The following is a 19,382-nucleotide window of genomic DNA, read 5'->3' on the forward strand; positions in this document are numbered from 1 at the left end:
ACTCCCCGGAAAGGCCCTAGAACGGCCCGTCGCGCCAGGGCCCCCAGATGGCGAAGCTCAGCCCCGCGTCGGTCTGCACGTTCACGAACAGGGTGCCCCCGCCCGGGGCGAAGGTCGACCCGGCGAACTCCGCGCCGTCGTCCTCCGGGACCGGCTCCAGCCGGGCGAAGTCGAACAGCTCACCCGCCACGGTCAGCCCGCGCAGGTAGTTGTCGCCGCCCCCGTCCTCGCACAGCACCAGCGTGCCGCGCGGGCTGTGGGTGATGTTGTCGGGCAGGTCCAGCGCCACGTCACCGGGCGACTCCACGACCAGGCGGAGCCGGCCGCTGCGGGTGTCGTACGCCCACACCTGGCCGCGGCCGTCCCCGAACCCGCTCGGCACCGGCTGGGTCACCGGCGCCCCGCCCTGCGTGGACACGAAGTAGACCACGCCCCGGTCGGCGATCGCGCCCTCCAGCCGGGAGAACAGCGCCGCACCCTTGGCCCGCCCCTGCATCCCGACCGCCTGGATGGCGTCGTTGTTGGAGGGCGTCCCGGTGAACGCCGGGTCGGGGTCGTCGATGTCCACCCAGGTCGTCTCGTACACGGCGCCCTCGGGCTGGCCCTGGGACAGGTCGGCGTTCGGCCTGCCCCTGACCGCGAGCATCTGCAGCCGCCCGCCGTCCAGCAGCCTTCCCGCGGCCATCGGGTTCTTCGGCGGCAGGTAGCGGTAGAAGCCGGACGGGAAGCCGAAGTTGTCCTCGGTCAGGTAGACCGCGCCGGTGCGGGCGTCGTACGCGGCGGCCTCGTGGGCGAACCGGCCCGCCGCCCGGATCGGCGCCGGCCGTCCGCGCCCGGCGGCCGGCACCTCGAACAGGTAGCCGTGCCTGCGCCGCAGCCTGCTGTTGTCCCCGCCGCTGAAGTCGTTGCCGACGTCCGGGCCGTTGACGGTCTCCTCGCAGGTGATCCAGCTCCCCCACGGCATCGGCCCGCCCGAGCAGTTCATCTGCGTGCCGTTGAGGCTGACCCGGCTGTCCAGCACCTCGCCGTACGGGGTGACCCGGAGCGTGCAGGTGCCGCCGCCGGCCATCGGGTCGTAGGCGGCTGCCGGGTCGCCGAACGCGCCCACCGGGCCGTTGACCTCGTGGTTGCGGACCAGGATCACCGACCCGCGCGGCCCGCGGAACGCCGCCATGCCGTCGTGCCTGCCCGGGGTGATCGTCCCGTCGCCGAGCCGCGAGCCCGCCGGGTTGAACGACCGGTACCGGAACCCCTCGGGCAGGTGCAGCCGCACCTGCCCGTCCCGCAGGTCGCGCACCGGCCTCAGCGGCCCGTACCCCCTGCCGGGCCGCCGGGGGCCGTCCGGCCGCAGGTGGGCCGCCACCCCCTGGAAAGGTCCCGCGGCCAGCGCCGTCCCGGCGGCCAGCACGGCGGTACGGGAGAGGAAACGGCGTCGTTCCATGACCCGGGCACCCTTCTCGTTCACCACGGCGATGCCCGGAATCTACCGACCGTTCATCCGGGCGTCTTAGGCAGAGTCTGCCCAAACCCGCCCGGGCACACGCCACTCGGCGCGATCGGCCCGTCACCGAAAGCACGACCGCCCGGAACGGCGGCCGTTCCGGGCGGTGCGCGGCGCGTGTGAGGCGCGGGGTCACTCCACGGTGACGGACTTGGCCAGGTTGCGCGGCTGGTCCACGTCGTGCCCCTTGGCCCCGGCCAGCTCGCAGGAGAACACCTGCAGCGGCACCGTCGCCACCAGCGGCTGGAGCAGGGTCGGCACGGCGGGCACCCGGATCAGGGTGTCGGAGTACGGCTCGACGGAGTCGTCGCCCTCCTCGGCGATCACGATGGTGCGGGCGCCGCGGGCGCGGATCTCCTGGATGTTGGAGACGATCTTGTCGTGCAGCACCGCGCGGGCGCGCGGCGGCACCACCACCACGACCGGCAGGCCGTCCTCGATCAGGGCGATCGGGCCGTGCTTGAGCTCGCCGGCGGCGAAGCCCTCGGCGTGCATGTAGGCCAGCTCCTTGAGCTTCAGCGCGCCCTCCAGCGCCACCGGGAAGCCCACGTGCCGGCCCAGGAACAGCACGCACCGCTCACCGGCCAGGGACCGGGCCAGCTCGCGGACCGGCTCCATGGTCTCCAGGACCTTCTCCACCTTCTCCGGCATGGTGGCCAGCAACTGCACCATGGCGAAGACCTCGTCGCCCCACTTGGTCCCCCGCACCTGCGCCAGGTAGAGGGCGATCAGGTAGACGGCGACGAGCTGGGTCAGGAACGTCTTGGTGGCGGCGACCCCGACCTCCGGCCCGGCGTGGGTGTACAGCACGCCGTCGCACTCGCGCGGCAGCGTGGAGCCGTTGACGTTGCACACGCCCAGCACCTTGGCGCGCTGCTCGCGGGCGTGCCGCACCGCCATCAGGGTGTCCATCGTCTCCCCGGACTGGGAGATCGCGATGACCAGGGTGGTGGGGCTCAGGATCGGGTCCCGGTAGCGGAACTCGCTGGCCAGCTCCACCTCGCAGGGCAGCCCGGCCCAGTGCTCGATGGCGTACTTGGCGATCAGCCCGGCGTGGTAGGCGGTGCCGCAGGCGACGATGATGATCTTGTCGATCTCGCGCAGCTGCTCGTCGGAGATCCGCATCTCGTCCAGGGTGAGCCGGCCGTCGGTGCCGATCCGGCCCAGCAGCGTGTCGGCCACCGCGCGCGGCTGCTCGGCGATCTCCTTGAGCATGAACGAGTCGTAGCCGCCCTTCTCGGCGGCGGTGACGTCCCAGTCCACGTGGTACTCGCGGACCTCGGCGGGCTTGCCCTCGAAGTCGGTGATCGTCACCTTCTCCCGGCGCAGCTCCACCACCTGGTTCTGGCCCAGCTCGATCGCGTCCCGGGTGTGCGCGATGAACGCGGCCACGTCGCTGGCCAGGAAGTTCTCCCCGTCGCCGACGCCGACCACCAGCGGCGAGTTGCGGCGCGCCCCGACCACCACGTCCGGGTCGTCGGCGTGCACCACCACGAGGGTGAACGCGCCGTCCAGCCGCCGGCACACCCGGCGCATCGCCTCGGCCAGCCCGCCCGCGCCGTCGCGCAGCTCCTCCTCCAGCAGGTGGGCGACCACCTCGGTGTCGGTGTCGGAGCCCAGCGCGTGCCCGCGTCCGGCCAGCTCGGCGCGCAGCGCGGCGAAGTTCTCGATGATCCCGTTGTGGATGACCGCGATCCGGCCGGTGCAGTCCACATGCGGGTGGGCGTTGCGGTCGGTGGGCGGCCCGTGGGTGGCCCAGCGGGTGTGCCCCATCCCGACCGTGCCCTCGGGGGCCGGCTCCTCGTCCAGCGCGTTGCGCAGGTTGACCAGCTTGCCCGCCCGCTTGGCCGTCGTCAGGGCGCCGTCCGCCAGGATCGCGACCCCGGCCGAGTCGTATCCCCGGTACTCCAGCCTGGCCAGGCCCTCGATCACGACGCTCAGCGCGGGCTTGGAGCCCACGTAGCCCACGATTCCGCACATGGCCGCCACACTACCGAGTGAGCAGGGCATATCTGTACCGGTGGACGGGCAGGGTGCATTACAGGCGGCTTACGGGCCGTGATGCGCGCATGGAGCGTGATCGTCGCCGGGCTCTGTAGTCTCCCCCCATGACGCTGGGATGGGACACCGTGCCGAGTCCCTACATGGAACTGTCCCGCGCGGACTGGTCGGCGCTGCGGGCCGACGCCCCGCTGCCGCTGACCGCCGAGGAGCTCGACGCGCTGCGGGGGCTGCGCGACCCGATCGACATCACCGAGGTGCAGGAGGTCTACCTGCCCCTGTCCCGGCTGCTGCACCTGTACTTCATGGCCGAGGGGCGGCTGCGCGCCACCCTCGCGGACTTCCTGGGCGCCACCGCCGAGCGGACCCCGTTCGTCATCGGCGTGGCCGGCAGCGTCGCGGTCGGCAAGTCCACCGTCTCCCGGCTGCTGCGCACCCTGCTGGCCCGCTGGCCGGAGCACCCGCACGTGGAACTGGTCACCACCGACAGCTTCCTGTACCCCAACCAGGTCCTGGCCGAGCGCGGGCTGATGGACCGCAAGGGGTTCCCGGAGTCCTACGACCGCCGGGCGCTGCTGGAGTTCGTCACCGCGATGAAGGCGGGCGTGCCGGAGACCACCGTCCCGGTGTACTCGCACCTGCACTACGACATCCTCCCCGGCGCCGAGCAGACGGTGCGGCTGCCCGACATCCTGATCCTGGAGGGGCTGAACGTGCTGCAGCCGCCGCCGTCCGGCTCCCCGGCGGTGTCGGACTTCTTCGACTTCTCGATCTACCTGGACGCCCGGGTGGAGCACATCCGCGAGTGGTTCGTGGAACGGCTGTTCGCGCTGCGCCGCACCGTCTTCGCCGACGAGCGCTCCTACTTCCACCGCTACTCCGAGGTCGACCAGGACGAGACCGCCGCGTTCGCCCACCGGGTGTGGCGCGAGATCAACGAGGTCAACCTGGTCTCCAACATCCTGCCGACCCGCGCCCGCGCCACCCTGGTCCTGCACAAGGACCGCGACCACAGCGTCCAGCGCATCAGCCTCCGCCGGATCTGACCGGAACGATCACGTCCCGCGGCGAGTCGTACCTCCGCGACACGCTCCCCTGATCGTCCGGAGGACCGACCGCGATGACGCAGCCCCCCGCGCCCCGCGTCAAGGAGGCTCCCGAGAGCGCCCTGCCCGACCTGCTGGCGAACCCGCCGTGGACCCGTGCGCCGCGTTCCGGGGAGCCGGTGGTCCTGAAGCTCAAGGCGCCCAAGGAGCCCACCACCATGACGTGGGCGCCCGGTCTTCGCGAGAAGTGGCTGAAGGATCCCTACGGCGAGTACCGCTTCGAGCCCCTGCCGGACGACACCGACTGGGACGAGACGGCCGAGACCTTCGCCAGTGGCGAGGCGCTGTCGCTGGAGACCAGGCGTCTCCTGGAGCTGGCCACGGGCCTGCTCATGCAGGCGCCGCCGGAGTACGGGGAGAAGCTGCTCGCCGACGAGCGCTACTGGAAGGTGCTCGCCGACTACCCCGGCCACAGCACGCTGCGCGGCGCGGTGGCGCGCCACGGAATGGCGGCCTACCCCGCGGCGATGTACGAGGCCAGGAACTCCCGGGCGTTCTACTCCCTGGTCCCGTTCCTGGACGCCGACGTCGCCCAGATCATGATCAAGAACTTCGGCACCTGGCCGAACGGGGACCAGGCCGAGGCCTGGTTCCGTACGCACGGGCGGGCCGCCGCGCGGCTGACGGTGCCGGACGCGCTGCGCAAGCCCGGACCCAAGCGGGACCGCGCCGAGGCCGCTCTCCGCCTGGTCGCCGAGGTCCACGGCCAGGACGCCATCGTCGAGGCCGCCCGCCACTACGGCGAGGAGGCGGCGGAGGCCATCGCGGCGCTGCGGACCGACCCGCTGGATCTCCACCCCGACCCGCTGCCGGAGATCCCCGAGGAGTTCGCCCCCGAACGGCTGCCGCAGGTGCTGCTGCGCGGGCGCGAGCTGGCGCTGCCCGCCGCCGCGACCCGCCACCTGATCACCATGCTGCTGATCACCGAGGACCCCCACGAGCCCTACGCCGGTCTGCCCCGGGTCGAGGAGGCGCTCGACCCGGACTCGCTGGCGGAGTTCGCCTGGGCGCTGTACCTGGCCGACCGGCACGACCGGCGATGGGCCTCCCCCGGAGTGCAGTACGCGGTGACCAACTGGGGCAACGACGAGACCGCCGCCCGGCTCGCCGACCGGGTCATCGGCTGGTCCAAGGCGTACGTCTGGGATCGGGGCGGCACCGGCGCGCTGCGGCTGTTCTCCCGGTTGGGGACCGACTCGGCGCTGCGTCACCTGCACCGGCTGGCGACCAAGGCGGAGGACCGCGCGCGGATCAGGCCCTGGGCGCAGGGGGGCCTGAACCGGGCCGCCGAGGCGCGCGGGCTGACCGTCGAGCAGCTCGCCGACCGGCTCGTCCCCGACCTCGGGCTGGACGCCGACGGAACGCTGGTCCTCGACTACGGTCCGCGCCGCTTCACGGTGGGCTTCGACGAGCAGCTCAAGCCGTACGTGACCGACGAGACCGGCAGGCGCCGCAAGACCCTGCCCAAACCGGGCGTCAGGGACGACGCCACCCTGGCCCCGGCCGCCCACCGGCGGTTCGCCGACCTCAGGAAGGAGGTCAAGGAGATCGCCGCCGACCGGCTCGGGCGGCTGGAGCAGGCGATGGTCGCCGGGCGGTCCTGGACGGCCGGGGAGTTCCGGTCGATCTTCGTCGGCCATCCGCTGCTGTGGCATCTCGCCCGCCGTCTGGTGTGGGCCGCCACGGTGGACGGGCGGACGACGGCGTTCCGGGTGGCCGAGGACCGCACCCTGGCCGACGTCGAGGACGCGGCGTTCACCCTCCCCGAGGACGCGCGGGTCACGCTGCCGCATCCGGTGACGCTGGGCGAGAACGCCGTGCGGGCCTGGACGGAGGTGCTCGCCGACTACGAGATCCTCCAGCCGTTCCCGCAGCTCGCGCGTCCCACGTTCGTCCTCGCCGAGGAGGAGCGCGGGGCGGGCCGGCTGGAACGGTTCGAGGGCCGCACCGTGCACTTCGGCCGGATCCTCGGCCTGACCCGGCGCGGCTGGGAGCTCGGCGACAAGGAGACCGGCGGCTTCCGCCGCCAGGTGACCCGGACGACCCCCGACGAGCGCCACGTCGTGGTGTTCATCGAGCCCGGCATCCGGGTCGTCTCCCCCGACGAGTACGCCGAGCAGCGGATCGGCCATGTGCTGCTGTGGACCGGCCGCTGGTCCGGAAGGCGGCACCCGTTCGGCGAGCTCGACCCGGTGACCGTCTCGGAGATCCTCGCCGACCTCACCACGGCACTGGGCGACTGACGCTCACGGATCGGCGGCGCCCCGCGCGGGACGCCGCCGGATCACTCGGCGCTCGCCACCGACAGGGTGCGCAGGCGCGCCACCGCCAGGACCGTCCCGGCCACGGTGACCGCCACCAGCAGGAACGCCGCCACCGGAGTGCCCACCGTCGCCTCCACCTCCGCGCTCGAGGTGACGGCGTCGGTGATCGACAGGCCCCACTGCTGGACGGACGCCGACTTGGCGCCCGGCGCGAACCGGCCCAGCAGCGACTCCCACACCAGCGCGTACAGCAGCCCGATTGTCACGGCGTTGCGGCTGGCCACCGCCAGCGCCACGAACACCGCCGTGTAGGCCACGCCCGCCGCCAGCACCCCGAGCGTGAAGCCCTGCGTCAGGCCCGCCGCCGTCCCGCGCAGCAGCAGCCCCGCCAGCAGCGTCGGCACCACCGCGAACGCCACCACCAGGGCGATCGCCACCGCCAGCTTGGTGAGCACCACCACGTGCCGGCCGATCGGCTTGGTGAGGACGTACATGATCTGGCCGTCGTCGATCTCCGGGCCGATCACCCCGGTCCCGGCGATCAGCGCCAGCAGCGGCAGCAGCGTCGCCAGCGCGAACTGCTGCAGCACGTTGGCCGCGGTGCTCGGCTCGGTGTTGCCGGTGACGTTCAGCGCCGCCGCCAGCGCCAGCAGCACCGCCGGCAGCGCGAACAGCAGCAGCGCCCGCCGTCGGCCCAGCATGGACCGCAGCGTGATGAGGGCGATCGTGGCGTTCAACGGGTCCTCCCCCTCACCGGGCCACCAGGTACTCGAAGACGCTCTCCAGCGACTCGTCCGCCGGGGAGACCTCCCACAGCGTCACTCCGCCCTCCTTGGCCAGCCGCGGCAGCAGCCAGGTGAACCGGCGGAAGTCGGTGGCCTCCACCCGCACCCCCTTGCCGGTCAGCTCCACCCCGCGCGCCGAGCCGTCCGCGATGATCGCCGCGGCCAGCGCCCGGTCGTCGGAGGAGCGCACCAGGAACTGGTGCGGCCGGTCGCTCATCAGCCGGCGGATCGCCCGGAAGTCCCCGGAGGCGGCGTGCCGGCCCGCCACCACCACCTCGATGTGCCCGGCGACCCGCTCCACCTCCTCCAGGATGTGCGAGCTGAACAGGATGGTGCGGCCCTCGGCGGCCATCCGCCGGATCAGGTCCATCAGGTGCAGCCGCTGCCGGGGGTCCATCCCGTTGAACGGCTCGTCCAGCAGCAGCACCGGCGGATCGTGCACCAGCGCCGAGGCCATCTTGATCCGCTGCTTCATGCCCTTGGAGTACTTGCCGATCACCCGGTGCTGCGCCTGCTCCATCTCCACCAGCGCCAGCGCCCGGTCGGCGGCGGCGCCCGGGTCGGGCAGCCCGAACAGCTTCGCCATCGCCAGCACGAACTGCCGGCCGGTCAGGAAGTCGTAGGCGGTCTCCCGCTCGGGCACCAGGCCGAGCCGCCGGTAGATCCCCGGGTTGCGCCAGATCGGCTCGCCGTCCAGCGTGACCGTCCCCGACGACGGCGGGATGAACCCGCCCATCATGTGGATCAGCGTGGACTTGCCCGCCCCGTTCGGGCCGAGCAGCCCGGTCACCCCGGGGCCGATCTCCATCGACACCCCGTTGACCGCCACCACGTTCCCGTACCAGCGGGACACGTTCTCCAGGCGCAGCACGGTCACAGGTCGGCCCCCTTCCGGAAGCGGCGGTACAGCACCGCGATCGAACCGGCCACCACACAGCCGCACACCAGCAGCGCCACCAGCCCGCCCAGCACGCCCGGCGGCACCGCCCCGCCCGCCTGCTCGGCCCCCAGCAGCCGCACCTGCACGGCGTCCACCAGGTTGAACGGCGTCAGCAGCCCCATCCAGCCGGCCAGCTCGAACCGGGTCTGCGCGGTGGCGATGCCCTGCACGATCTGCACGAACGCCAGCGACAGCATGAACACCGCGATCACCGCCGCGACCCCGAACCCGCGGCGCGGCGTGAACGCCGCCACCACCAGCCCGATCGACGCCAGCACCACCGCGAACAGCACCACGCCGACCAGCGCCAGCAGGAACTCCCGCAGGTGGGTCCCCGCGTCCGGCACCCGGTTGACCAGCCCGCCCACGTACAGCACGGTCACCGGGACCGCCATCAGCAGCAGCAGGGCGGTGGTCATCGCCGCCAGCTTGGCCAGCACGAAGTCCAGGGCGCGCACCGGCCGGGAGAAGTACAGCGGGACCACCCGGAACCGCAGCTCCCGCGACGCCAGCACCGGGGCCTGGGTGGCCAGGAAGATCGCGATCACCGGCTGCAGGTAGGTCGGGTAGGCCGAGTAGGGGATCAGCGCGTCGGCCTCGCCCGCCAGCGCGACCGCCGCCACGCTGCCCGCCGCGGGCAGCAGCATGATCGACGCGAACAGGGCGGGCATCACCTTGGCGCGCGCCGGCCGGCCCAGCCCCCACGCGCCGCGCAGGTTGTGCACGTACAGCGAGCGCATCAGGTAGGAGCGGCCCAGCCGGCGGCCCTGGTAGTGCCGGTAGCCGATGTCGTGGATGGCTCCCGTGGTCATCCCTGGTACCCCCTCGGCGGAACGGCGGCGCCGGGCGGCGCCTGGACCCCCTGCGGGGGGACGCCCGCGGCGCCGGGCGCGGCCGGGGTCGCGAAGACCTCCTCGATGTGGTGGCGGCGCCGTTCCATCCGGATCAGCAGCAGGTCCAGCTCCACCACCGCGTCCCGGATGAGGTCGAACGTGCGCTCCCCGGCGACCTCCACCAGCAGCGCCCGCCCCTCCGGCCGTACCGTCAGCCCGGCGCCGGCCAGCGCCTGCCCGAGCGCGTCGCGGCCCTCCTCGACCTCGACGACCAGGGTGCCGCTGTCGGTGGTGAACGCCTCCACCGCCTGCGAGCGCAGCAGCCGCCCGCCGTCGATGATGACGATGTGGTCGCAGGTGCGCTCCAGCTCGCCCAGCAGGTGCGAGGTGACCAGCACGCTGATGCCGAACTCGGCGCCGATCCGGCGGATCAGCTCCAGCATCTCGTCGCGCCCGGCCGGGTCCAGCCCGTTGGTCGGCTCGTCCAGGAACACCAGCCGCGGGTCGTGCACCAGCGCCTGCGCCAGCTTGACCTTCTGCCGCATGCCGGTGGAGTAGCCCCCGATCGGCCGGTACCGCTCCTCGTACAGGCCGACGTGCCGCAGCGTGTCGGCGGCGCGCTCGCGGGCGGCGGTCGGCGGCAGCCCGCTCATCCGCGCCATGTGCACCACGAACTCGGTGGCCGACACGTCCGGCGGCAGGCAGTCGTACTCGGGCATGTAGCCGACCCGCTCGCGGATCAGCTCCCCCTGCCGGGTCACGTCCAGGTCCAGCACCCGCGCCTGACCGGCGGAGGCGGGCTGCAGGCCCAGCAGGATCTTGATGAGGGTCGACTTGCCGGCGCCGTTGGCGCCGACCAGTCCCACGATCCCCGGCTCGACGTCCAGCGTGAGGTCGTCCAGCGCGGTGACCCCGGGGAACCGCATCGTCAACCCTCGGGTGGCGATGATCGGCATGCCTGCAACCTAGTGCAGCCGGGGCCGCGGAGTCGTCATTCTCCGGTCGTACGGGCCCTCGCCCTCGTCTGCCGCTTTTGGACGATGTCCCAGCCCACCCTCTGGGCGACCAGCGTCACCACTCCGGCCAGCACCATCCCGGCCAGGTTGACCAGCAGTTGCAGCACCGAGCCGGTGATCTCGCTCCAGTGCTCCAGGGCCAGCGCGACCGCCAGGTTCCCGGCCGCCGGGACGGTGGTGACCGAGATGAACACCCCGACCAGCGCCGAGGACTTGCCCGCGGTGACCGACAGCACCCCGGCCGCGCCCGCCAGCAGCGCCACGATGAACGACCAGCGGTCCGGGCTGTAGATGAACGCGGTCAGCGGCCGCGACTCGGGCAGCCGGTCCAGTTCGATGACCCCGATCCACCGGGACACCAGCGCGCACACGAACGTGATCACGATGGCCAGCGCGAATCCGGCGGCCATGGTGCCCAGCGCCCGCACCACCCGCCGCGGGTCGCGGAAGACCAGGCCGTAGCACATCGCCGCGACGGTGCCGAACTCCGGCCCGAGCACCATCGCGCCGACCACCAGGATCGGCGAGTCGATCATCGCGGCGATCCCGGCGAGCTGTGTCGCCAGCGTCAGGAAGATGACGAACGCCCAGGTCAGCCTGGTCTCGTCGGCGGTGCGCTCGTCCAGTTGCCGCCAGATCACCGCGTCGTCGCCATGCCCGGGCGCCAGCGCCTCGGCCCGGTCGGCGACCTCGGAGATCGACACGTCGATGTCGTCCAGGGCGATCGACCCGTCGCGGTGGACGTCCAGCGCCTGCAGGCCCGCGATCACCTCGTTGGCGCTCTCCCGGGCGACGTCGGCCAGCACCACGTCACCGGCCGGCCGCCGGGCGGCGTCCGGCAGGACGACCACGTTGGTGGCCCCGAGACAGGCGTCCAGGACCTTGCACACCTCGTCGGTACGGCCAGGCGGCGCGATCACTCGCAGATGCAGCACAGGGCAATCGTGCCCCATCCCGTACGTTCGCGACTGGTCAACGCAAAGCCGGGTATCGGCAAGGAAACGTCACAAGGGAGGGTGAGCATGAGGCGCGCCCGGCCGGGCCTGATCGCGATCGCCGCCGTGCTGGCGGCGTCCGCATGCACCGCGGAGGTGGGGCCGAACGGATCGACGCCCGCGCCCGGCGGCGGAGCGGGCGACGCCTCGCAGGCCCGCCGGGACCTGGCCGCGCTGCGGATCGCCGCCGAGGGCGACGGCGCCGGGTACGACCGCGAGGACTTCGGGGTGCGCTGGCGCGACATCGACCACAACGGCTGCGACCAGCGCAACGACGTGCTGGCCCGGGATCTGCGGGAGGTGACCAGGCGGGGCCGGTGCGTGGTGGTCTCCGGCACGCTGCACGACCCGTACACCGGGCGGCGGATCGCGTTCAGCAAGTCCGACGCCGCCGAGGTGCAGATCGACCACCTGTACCCGCTGGCGCTGGCCTGGCGGATGGGCGCGTCCCGGTGGCCGGAGTCCCGCCGCGAGGAGTTCGCCAACGACCACGACAACCTGCTGGCCGTGTGGGGCGTGCCGAACGGGCAGAAGGGCGACTCCGGGCCGGGCGAGTGGAGGCCCCGCAAGGAGTACCAGTGCACGTACGCGATCAAGTACGTCGCGGTGGCCGCCGAGTACCGGCTGCCGGTGACCCGGGCCGACCGTGACGCCCTGGAGTCGTTCCTGGACCGCTGCTGAGGGCGGGCCCCCGGCCGGGGCATAGCATTCGATCAGCATTCGATCAGCCATCGCCACCGACGAGCCAGGGGGACCGCCATGAGCACCGAGCCGGACGGCCAGAACGCACCCGAGCCCGAGGACCCGGCGGCCCGGCCCCCGCGGGTGCGCACCGAACGGGCGGTGGGCGCCCGCGCGACCGGCGCGACCGTCACCGGGGCCTCCGCCACCGGCATGACGTTGCGCGCCGGCACCGCCCTCGGCTCGCTGGCGCTCGGATCGATGGCCCTGGGCGCGCTGGCCGTCGGCGCCCTGGCGATCGGCCGTCTGGCGATCAAGAGGGCGGTGGTGAAGGAGCTCCAGGCGGGCGCCGTCGAGATCGCCCACCTCAAGATCGGCCGCCTGGAGATCACCGAGAACTGATCCCGGCCCCGGGCGGCCGCGGCTCATCCGCGAGCGGCGGCCGCCCGGAACCGGGTCAGGCGGAGCACTCGATCTTGACGACCTCGGCCAGCCGCTCGGCGATCCGCTGCGCCTGCTCCTCGGCGGCGGCCTCGACCATGACGCGGACCATCGGCTCGGTGCCGCTGGGCCTGATCAGCACCCGGCCGGAGTCGCCGAGCTCCCGCTCGGCCTCCCGGATCGCGGCGGCCAGCGCGGGCGAGGACTTCGCCCTGGCCTTGTCCACGTCCCGCACGTTGATCAGCACCTGCGGCAGCCGGTGCATCACCTTGGCCAGCTCGTCCAGCGGCCGGCCCCGCCGGGCCATGGTCGCCAGCAGGTGCAGGCCGGTCAGCACGCCGTCCCCGGTGGTGGCGTGGTCCAGCATGATCACGTGCCCGGACTGCTCGCCGCCGAAGGTGTAGCCGCCCTCCTTCATGGCCTCCAGCACGTACCGGTCGCCCACCGCGGTCTGCACCGTCTCGATCCCGGCGTCGCGCATCGCGAGCTTGAAGCCGAGGTTGCTCATCACGGTGGCGACCACGGTGTCCTTGGCCAGCCGGCCGGCCTCGCGCAGTTCGGTCGCCAGGATCGCCATGATCTGGTCGCCGTCCACCACCTCGCCGGAGGCGGTGACGGCCAGGCAGCGGTCGGCGTCGCCGTCGTGGGCGATGCCGGCGTCCGCGCCCCGGCTGACGACCTCGGCCCGCAGCGCCTCCAGATGGGTCGAGCCGCAGCCCTCGTTGATGTTGAGGCCGTCGGGGGCCGTCCCGATGGTGAAGACCTCGGCCCCGGCACGGCGCAGCGCCTCGGGGGCGACGGTGGACGCCGCCCCGTGCGCGCAGTCCACCACCACGCGCAGCCCGTCCAGCGAGGCCGGGAGGGTGGACAACAGGTGCGCCACGTACTGCTCGACGGCGCCGTGGGCGTCGCGGACCCGGCCGACCGCCGCGCCCGTGGGCCGGTCCCAGTCCTCGCCGAGGCGGGCCTCGATGCGGTCCTCGATCTCGTCGGGCAGCTTGTAGCCGCTGCGGTCGAAGAACTTGATGCCGTTGTCGGGCGCGGGGTTGTGCGACGCCGACAGCATCACGCCCAGGTCGGCGTCCAGGGTGTGGGTGAGGTACGCCACCGCCGGGGTGGGCAGCACCCCCAGCCGCAGCACGTCCACGCCCGCCTCGGCGAGCCCGGCCACCACCGCGGCCTCCAGGAACTCGCCGGAGGCGCGGGGATCGCGCCCCACCACCGCGGTCGGCCGGTGCCCCGCGAACGCACCCGCCTCACCGAGCACCCGCGCCGCCGCGACGGACAGGTCCATCGCCAGCCGCGCGGTCAGGTCGCGGCCCGCGACCCCACGTACCCCATCGGTACCGAACAGACGACCCACAGTTCACTCCCACCGAACGCGGTCTGCAAAGCGATGACCGCGTGGGCCGATACCGGCTCCACGCGGTCATATGACGTTCACGCCCATCATGGATGTTCGCGTTCCATGCCAGAACGCGGCCAAACCCCCGGCGCCGGCGCCCGCGCGCCACAGGGCGGCGGACCGGCGTCGTGGCGTCCGGCGTCAGCGCTTGCTGTACTGCGGCGCCTTGCGGGCCTTCTTCAGACCGGCCTTCTTGCGCTCCTTGACCCGGGCGTCGCGGGTCAGGAAGCCGGCCTTCTTCAACACCGGGCGGTGGTCGGGGTCGACGATCTGCAGCGCGCGGGCGATGCCCATGCGCAGCGCACCGGCCTGGCCGGTCACGCCGCCGCCGGCGATCCGGCAGATCACGTCGAACTGGCCCTCGGCGCCGAGCTGCACGAACGGCTCGTTGACGATCTGCTGGTGGACCTTGTTCGGGAAGTACTGCTCCAGGGAGCGGCCGTTGATGGTCCAGTTGCCGGTGCCCGGCATGATCCGGACGCGGGCGATGGCCTCCTTGCGGCGGCCGGTGGCCGAGGCGGCGCCGGCCGTCACCGGAGCGGCCCCGTACTCGCCCGGGGCCTCGGGGGTCTCGGTGGTGTACTCCGACGGGTAGTCCTCGGAGTACTCGTCGTACTCCGCGCCCTCGACGGGCGTCTCGATGCCGCTGTTCTCGGCCACTGTGCTCCTAGGGTCTTCTAGCCAGGGCGGCGGGCCCGATCACGCTCTCGGGTGCCCCGGCGGCCACGGGTGAGAAAGCTCTCTTACTGGGAGATCTGGGTGATCTCGAAGGGCACCGGCTGCTGGGCCTGGTGCGGGTGGTTCGGGCCGGCGTAGACCTTCACCTTCTTGAACATCTGCCGCCCGAGCGTGTTCTTGGGCAGCATGCCCTTGATGGCCTTCTCGACCGCGCGCTCGGGGTGCCGCTCCAGCAGCTCCTTGTAGGTGACGGAGCGCAGGCCGCCGGGGTAGCCGGAGTGGCGGTAGGCCCGCTTCTGCTCCCGCTTGTTGCCGGACAGCGCCACCTTGTCGGCGTTGACGACGATGACGAAGTCACCGGTGTCCATGTGCGGCGCGTAGATCGGCTTGTGCTTCCCCTTCAGCAGGGTCGCGACCTGGCTGGCAAGCCGACCCAGCACGACATCGGTCGCATCGATGACGTACCACTGACGCTGGACGTCAGCGGGCTTCGGGGTGTACGTGCGCACGGTCGTAAGCCTTCGTTTCTTGTCGACTTCACAGCGGATCCGGGGCACGCCCAACGGATCGAAGCGGCGACACCCTGGAGGCCGGGGCCCTGGAACAGGGCACACCGGTGGATGCAACGAACTGGCAGAATACCCAGCCCTGCGGGCATGGGTCAAAGCGAGCCGTCACGACACTCTCCCGGCCACGGTCCAGTATGCCGCATGCCGGCGGGCGCCCGGACCACACCCCCGGCCGGCCCCTCGTGGGAGCGGTCCATAAATCCCGTTTGTCCGTATCGTTACACCTGGGGCGGTCACTGCGGATAAGGTGCGGAACCCACCGACATCGCTCCCGGGAGGCCTGATGCGAACCCCCCGCTCCGGATCGGCCCGCCGGACCCCGCGCCGCCGTCGCGGGCTCGCCACCGCCGCCGCCCTCACCGGCGCCGCGCTCGCCGTCGGCTCGGGCGTCGCGCTCGACAGGGTGGTGCTTCCGGCGTTCGACGGCGACCGTACGGCTCCTGCCGCCGCCTCCAGCCCCGTCACCGCCGACAACGCCGAGACGCCGCCCGCCACCAGCCCGAACGGGACCACGCGGCGGCCCGTCGAGCGCACCACCGGCAACGCCCTGACCCCGCCGCCCGAGCCCGAGACCCCGCTCAAGCGGCTGCGCCAGCGTCCCACCAAGCGGCCCAGCTCCAGCCCCGGATCCGGCGGCTCCGGCGGCACCCAGGGCGGCGGCTCCACCGGAGGCTCCACCGGCGGCGGCTCGACCGCGGGCTCCGGCCTGACCTCGCTGGAGGCCCGGGTCGTCGAGCTGACCAACCAGGAGCGCGCCAAGGCAGGATGCGGCGCGCTGCGCGTCGACCGCCGCCTGGTGAACGCCGCCCGCGGCCACTCGGCGGACATGGCCGCCAAGGGCTACTTCAGCCACAACTCCCCCAGCGGCGAGACGCCCTGGGACCGCATGAAGAAGGCCGGCTACCCGGCCTCGGGCGGCGAGAACATCGCCATGGGCTACCCCACCGCCGAGGCGGTGATGAAGGGCTGGATGAACAGCTCCGGCCACCGCGCCAACATCCTCAACTGCGGCTACAAGGCCATCGGCGTCGGCGTCAAGACCGGCTCCGGCGGCCCCTGGTGGACGCAGAACTTCGGCACCCAGTGAGATCCGGGCCGGATCGCCCGCGAATCCCGCGCAACAGGCGATCCGGCCCGTTCCGCCCTCGTTCCGCGCGGCGTCGTGCCATGGTGGTGCCGTTGACGCGGTCCGGAAGCACGCAAATGGAACGGTAAGGTCCAAGTCATGCGTTACCCGGGTGATCAAGGCAATTCCGGCGAGCCGACCGCGCCGTACGGCCCCGGGGCGGACCCGCACGGCCCGGAGCAGGCCGGCGACGGCCGCCCCGGCCAGGACGGCTCCCCCTTCGCACCGCCGCCCGGCGCGTTCGCCGCACGGCCCGGCGAGTCGTTCGACGGCGGTTTCGACGACCGGCCGTACGCCCCCGGCGGGTTCGACGCCCCCGGGAGCGGTCCCGAGGAGGGCGGCCGCTACGCCGCCGACCCCGGCGACACCTACGCGTACCAACCGCAGCCGGGCCCCTCGTACGGCGCCCAGAACGAGCCCGGCCCGCTCGGGCAGGGCCACCCCGGCCCCCAGGCGTTCGACGCCCCAGCGGGGCCCTACGAGCCGTATGAGCCGTCCGAGCCGTACGAGCCCCACACGCCGACGTACTACGACGCCCCCCACGAGGACGGCCTCGAGCCCGAGCGGCGCCGCAGCACCCCCCTCGTCGCCGTCGGCGCGGTGGTGGCCGGGCTGCTGCTGGCCGGCGGCGGGTTCGCGGTGTCGTCCATGCTGACGGGCGGCGACACCGGCGAGCCCGCGGCGGCCGAGCCCACCAAGCCGACGACCGCCAGCCCCACCCCGACCGAGCCTCCCGCGCCGCTGAACGTCAAGCTCAAGGACCGCGCGTCCGACCCCGAGCCGCTGACCCTGGCCGAGGTCTTCGGGACGCAGACGTTCAAGGAGAAGGGCACCACCTACCTGCGGACCGCCTGGAAGCACGACCGCGACTGCGCCAAGGGCGTCACCGGCGCCAAGCTCGAGGCCGCGCTCAAGAAGGGCGGCTGCAACCAGGTGCTGCGGGCCTCCTACGCGCGCCGCGACGGCTCGCTCATCGGCACCGTGGGCGTGCTCAACCTCAAGACCGAGCAGGCCGCCAAGAACGCCGCGAAGGCCGGCGCCGGACGGGACTCCTACCTGCAGCCGCTGCCCGCCAAGAAGGGCGTCACCAGGACCCTCGGCAAGGGCGTCGCGCTCGGCACCGTGTACGCCCGCGGCCACTACCTGATCATGACCTGGGTGCAGCGGCCCGACGGCAAGGAGATCGGTTCCAAGGACCACAAGAAGGTCACCGCGTTCCAGCAGCAGGTCATCCTCGGCAGCAACCTGGGCAAGGCCCTGCACTACCGGGGAATCGAAGGTAAGCCCCTCACGAGCTGATGGCCGCTAATACCCTGTTTGCCTATGTCTGGACCTGAGGAGACCTCCGAGTCCGTCGTGGACCCGGCCTCCCCCGCCTCGGACGGCACCCCGCCGACCACCGCCCCGCCGAGCTTCGGCCAGGCGGACTCCGACGACTCCGGGGCGAGGCCGGAACCGTCCTCCGGGCCGGCGGCCCCGAGCCTCACCGTGCCGCTGTTCGGCCCCGACAAGCCCTGGTGGGCCGTCGACGACGAGGACGAGGCACCGGCCGAGGACGAGGAGCCCCCGGCCGGGGAGAACGACGCCGGCGAGGAACCACAGGACTCCCCCAGGCCCGGCACCCTGGTCGCCGGGGCCGGTGTGCCGCCCGTGGACACCCGCGGCGCCGTCCCGGCCGAGCCGCTGCAGCCGGAGACCCTGCCGGTCTGCCCCGACACCGACCCCGACGGCATCCCGCTCTACCCGGGCCCTCAGGAGCAGCCCGCCGAGGAAGCCGAGGAACGCGCCGAGGAGCAGATCCCCGAGGTCCCCGAGGCCCAGCCCGTCACCCCCGAGCCCTCCGAGCCCTCCGAGCCGACGCAGGAGGCCGAGGAGGCCCCGGCGCTGGACGCCACCCGGCCCGACGTCACCCCGTCCGTGCGCCAGGCCCTCGACGAGACCGTCCCCGACGTCCGGTCCACCCTTCCCGTCCCGATCGTCGGCAAGAGCGACGACGGGGAGCGCACCCGCCCCCTCGACGAGGTCGGCGACGACGCGTCCGACGCGCTGACCCCCGACGCGGTCCTGCCGCCCGGCGTGGTGCCGCCGGAGTACACCGGCCCCAAGCACGAGGGCCTCCCGCACACCGCCCCCGCCTACGCCGAACAGCCCGGCGACGGCTTCGTGGTGGTGATGTCCCAGGAGACCACCCACTCGTTCGAGCAGACCGGCCCGCAGGAGGCGCACCAGCCGCCGCCCCCGCCCGCGCGCACCGCCGAGGAGACCGTGGTGCGCCGCCGCAACGCCCTGCTGATCGGGGTGGTGGCGCTGGTGGTGGCCATCCCGATCATCGTGCTGGGGGCGTTCGGCCTGGCCTCCGGGTCCGGCGGCGCCGCCTCCCGGGCCGACGCCACACCCACCGGACCCGGGGCGCGTAAGAGCACCCCGCCCGCCCGGCCGACGCAGCCGCCCGCCACCCCGCGGACCCCGGTCCGCCCCCCGGTCAACATCGACGACGAGCGGTTCGACACCCGGCCGCTGGCGCTGGTGGAGGTCTTCCCCGAACGCGAGGTGCTGATCGCCCAGAAGTTCTTCGTCCAGGACAGGACCTCGGTGAACCACCAGTGCGGGCTCGCCGCCCGGGGCGTCATGGTGCAGGCCCTGCAGCGCGGCAAGTGCCGCAGCGTGGTCCGCGCCACCTTCGTCAACCGCATCAAGACCATCGCCGTCACCACCGGCGTCGCGGTCATGCCCAACCACCGGGCGGCGGTGGCCGCGCACCAGGCCGGCGACCCGGCGGGCTACGAGTGGTTCAGCGGGATGCCCGGCGAACGGTCCCCCGACATCGACCGCGCCGGCGGCTACGCCGCGGGCACCGTCCGCGGCCGGTACATCGTCTACGCGTACGCCACCTGGGCGGACGGCACCACGCCCAAGCCCGGCGACCCGGTCCTCAAGCAGGTCGCCGACGCGTTCATCGCCTACGGGCTGCGGCCCATCGAACGGCGGGCCAACGGGACCTGAGCCGCCGGCCCGGGAGGCCGCCGCCGGAAGGAGGGCGG

Annotated in this window: 17 protein-coding genes; 7 read left to right on the forward strand and 10 right to left on the reverse strand. The window is 73.1% G+C overall.

Annotation, left to right across the window (positions count from 1 at the left end; genetic code table 11):
* Positions 1 to 16: 16 nt before the first annotated feature.
* Entirely contained in the window at positions 17 to 1,441 is a 1,425-nt protein-coding gene (locus HNR21_RS00665; RefSeq protein WP_182703645.1) for a PhoX family protein, read from the reverse strand.
* 192 nt (positions 1,442 to 1,633) lie between these two features.
* The gene (gene glmS / locus HNR21_RS00670) at positions 1,634 to 3,481 is read right to left on the reverse strand and encodes a glutamine--fructose-6-phosphate transaminase (isomerizing) (RefSeq protein ID WP_182703646.1); all 1,848 of its coding nucleotides are present in this window, start codon (positions 3,479 to 3,481) and stop codon (positions 1,634 to 1,636) included.
* 128 nt (positions 3,482 to 3,609) lie between these two features.
* Here glmS and coaA point away from each other — a divergent pair, with 128 nt between their 5' ends.
* Complete coding sequence (coaA, locus tag HNR21_RS00675; RefSeq protein WP_246441905.1) at positions 3,610 to 4,548, forward strand: type I pantothenate kinase; 939 nt, start codon at positions 3,610 to 3,612, stop codon at positions 4,546 to 4,548.
* A 74-nt stretch (positions 4,549 to 4,622) separates the two neighbouring features.
* Positions 4,623 to 6,851: a DUF4132 domain-containing protein gene (locus HNR21_RS00680; protein WP_182703647.1), complete on the forward strand. Its 2,229-nt coding sequence runs from the start codon at positions 4,623 to 4,625 to the stop codon at positions 6,849 to 6,851.
* Between the two features lie 41 nt (positions 6,852 to 6,892).
* On the opposite strand, the gene HNR21_RS00685 is transcribed toward HNR21_RS00680, so the two are convergent.
* Genes HNR21_RS00685 through HNR21_RS00705 form a run of 5 tightly spaced genes read right to left on the reverse strand, consistent with a single transcriptional unit; the run spans position 6,893 to position 11,381 of the window.
* A complete protein-coding gene (locus HNR21_RS00685) occupies positions 6,893 to 7,609 on the reverse strand; it encodes an ABC transporter permease (protein WP_182703648.1) in 717 nt (238 codons plus the stop codon).
* A gap of 13 nt (positions 7,610 to 7,622) precedes the next feature.
* The gene (locus HNR21_RS00690; protein WP_182703649.1) at positions 7,623 to 8,534 is read right to left on the reverse strand and encodes an ABC transporter ATP-binding protein; all 912 of its coding nucleotides are present in this window, start codon (positions 8,532 to 8,534) and stop codon (positions 7,623 to 7,625) included.
* Entirely contained in the window at positions 8,531 to 9,409 is an 879-nt protein-coding gene (locus HNR21_RS00695; protein ID WP_119728468.1) for an ABC transporter permease, read from the reverse strand. Before HNR21_RS00695 ends, HNR21_RS00690 begins: the two co-directional genes overlap by 4 nt.
* A complete protein-coding gene (locus HNR21_RS00700) occupies positions 9,406 to 10,386 on the reverse strand; it encodes an ABC transporter ATP-binding protein (RefSeq protein ID WP_182703650.1) in 981 nt (326 codons plus the stop codon). Before HNR21_RS00700 ends, HNR21_RS00695 begins: the two co-directional genes overlap by 4 nt.
* A gap of 35 nt (positions 10,387 to 10,421) precedes the next feature.
* Positions 10,422 to 11,381: a DUF389 domain-containing protein gene (locus HNR21_RS00705; protein ID WP_182703651.1), complete on the reverse strand. Its 960-nt coding sequence runs from the start codon at positions 11,379 to 11,381 to the stop codon at positions 10,422 to 10,424.
* Positions 11,382 to 11,468: 87 nt separating this feature from the next.
* Here HNR21_RS00705 and HNR21_RS00710 point away from each other — a divergent pair, with 87 nt between their 5' ends.
* Both HNR21_RS00710 and HNR21_RS00715 read left to right on the forward strand, forming a co-directional pair.
* Complete coding sequence (locus HNR21_RS00710; RefSeq protein WP_182703652.1) at positions 11,469 to 12,122, forward strand: HNH endonuclease family protein; 654 nt, start codon at positions 11,469 to 11,471, stop codon at positions 12,120 to 12,122.
* 78 nt (positions 12,123 to 12,200) lie between these two features.
* Positions 12,201 to 12,524, forward strand: a complete 324-nt coding sequence (locus HNR21_RS00715) for a hypothetical protein (protein WP_119728465.1) — start codon at positions 12,201 to 12,203, stop codon at positions 12,522 to 12,524.
* Between the two features lie 55 nt (positions 12,525 to 12,579).
* On the opposite strand, the gene glmM is transcribed toward HNR21_RS00715, so the two are convergent.
* The 3 genes from glmM to rplM all read right to left on the reverse strand — a co-directional run bounded on the left by glmM (position 12,580) and on the right by rplM (position 15,155).
* Positions 12,580 to 13,926, reverse strand: coding sequence for a phosphoglucosamine mutase (gene glmM / locus HNR21_RS00720; protein WP_119728464.1), 1,347 nt, complete (start codon positions 13,924 to 13,926; stop codon positions 12,580 to 12,582).
* 183 nt (positions 13,927 to 14,109) lie between these two features.
* Positions 14,110 to 14,628 carry a 30S ribosomal protein S9 gene (gene rpsI, locus HNR21_RS00725; RefSeq protein WP_119728463.1) on the reverse strand — a complete coding sequence of 173 codons (519 nt, stop codon included), beginning with the start codon at positions 14,626 to 14,628 and terminating at the stop codon, positions 14,110 to 14,112.
* Between the two features lie 83 nt (positions 14,629 to 14,711).
* Positions 14,712 to 15,155, reverse strand: a complete 444-nt coding sequence (rplM, locus tag HNR21_RS00730; protein ID WP_119728462.1) for a 50S ribosomal protein L13 — start codon at positions 15,153 to 15,155, stop codon at positions 14,712 to 14,714.
* Between the two features lie 343 nt (positions 15,156 to 15,498).
* Here rplM and HNR21_RS00735 point away from each other — a divergent pair, with 343 nt between their 5' ends.
* The 3 genes from HNR21_RS00735 (at position 15,499) to HNR21_RS00745 (ending at position 19,344) form a co-directional block, all read left to right on the forward strand.
* Entirely contained in the window at positions 15,499 to 16,302 is an 804-nt protein-coding gene (locus HNR21_RS00735; RefSeq protein WP_182703653.1) for a CAP domain-containing protein, read from the forward strand.
* Positions 16,303 to 16,440: 138 nt separating this feature from the next.
* Positions 16,441 to 17,640, forward strand: coding sequence for a hypothetical protein (locus tag HNR21_RS00740; RefSeq protein WP_182703654.1), 1,200 nt, complete (start codon positions 16,441 to 16,443; stop codon positions 17,638 to 17,640).
* A gap of 24 nt (positions 17,641 to 17,664) precedes the next feature.
* Positions 17,665 to 19,344, forward strand: coding sequence for a hypothetical protein (locus HNR21_RS00745; protein WP_182703655.1), 1,680 nt, complete (start codon positions 17,665 to 17,667; stop codon positions 19,342 to 19,344).
* Positions 19,345 to 19,382 lie beyond the last annotated feature (38 nt).

It is taken from the genome of Thermomonospora cellulosilytica, assembly GCF_014138835.1.
In the GTDB taxonomy this organism is placed as follows: Bacteria; Actinomycetota; Actinomycetes; order Streptosporangiales; family Streptosporangiaceae; genus Thermomonospora; species Thermomonospora amylolytica.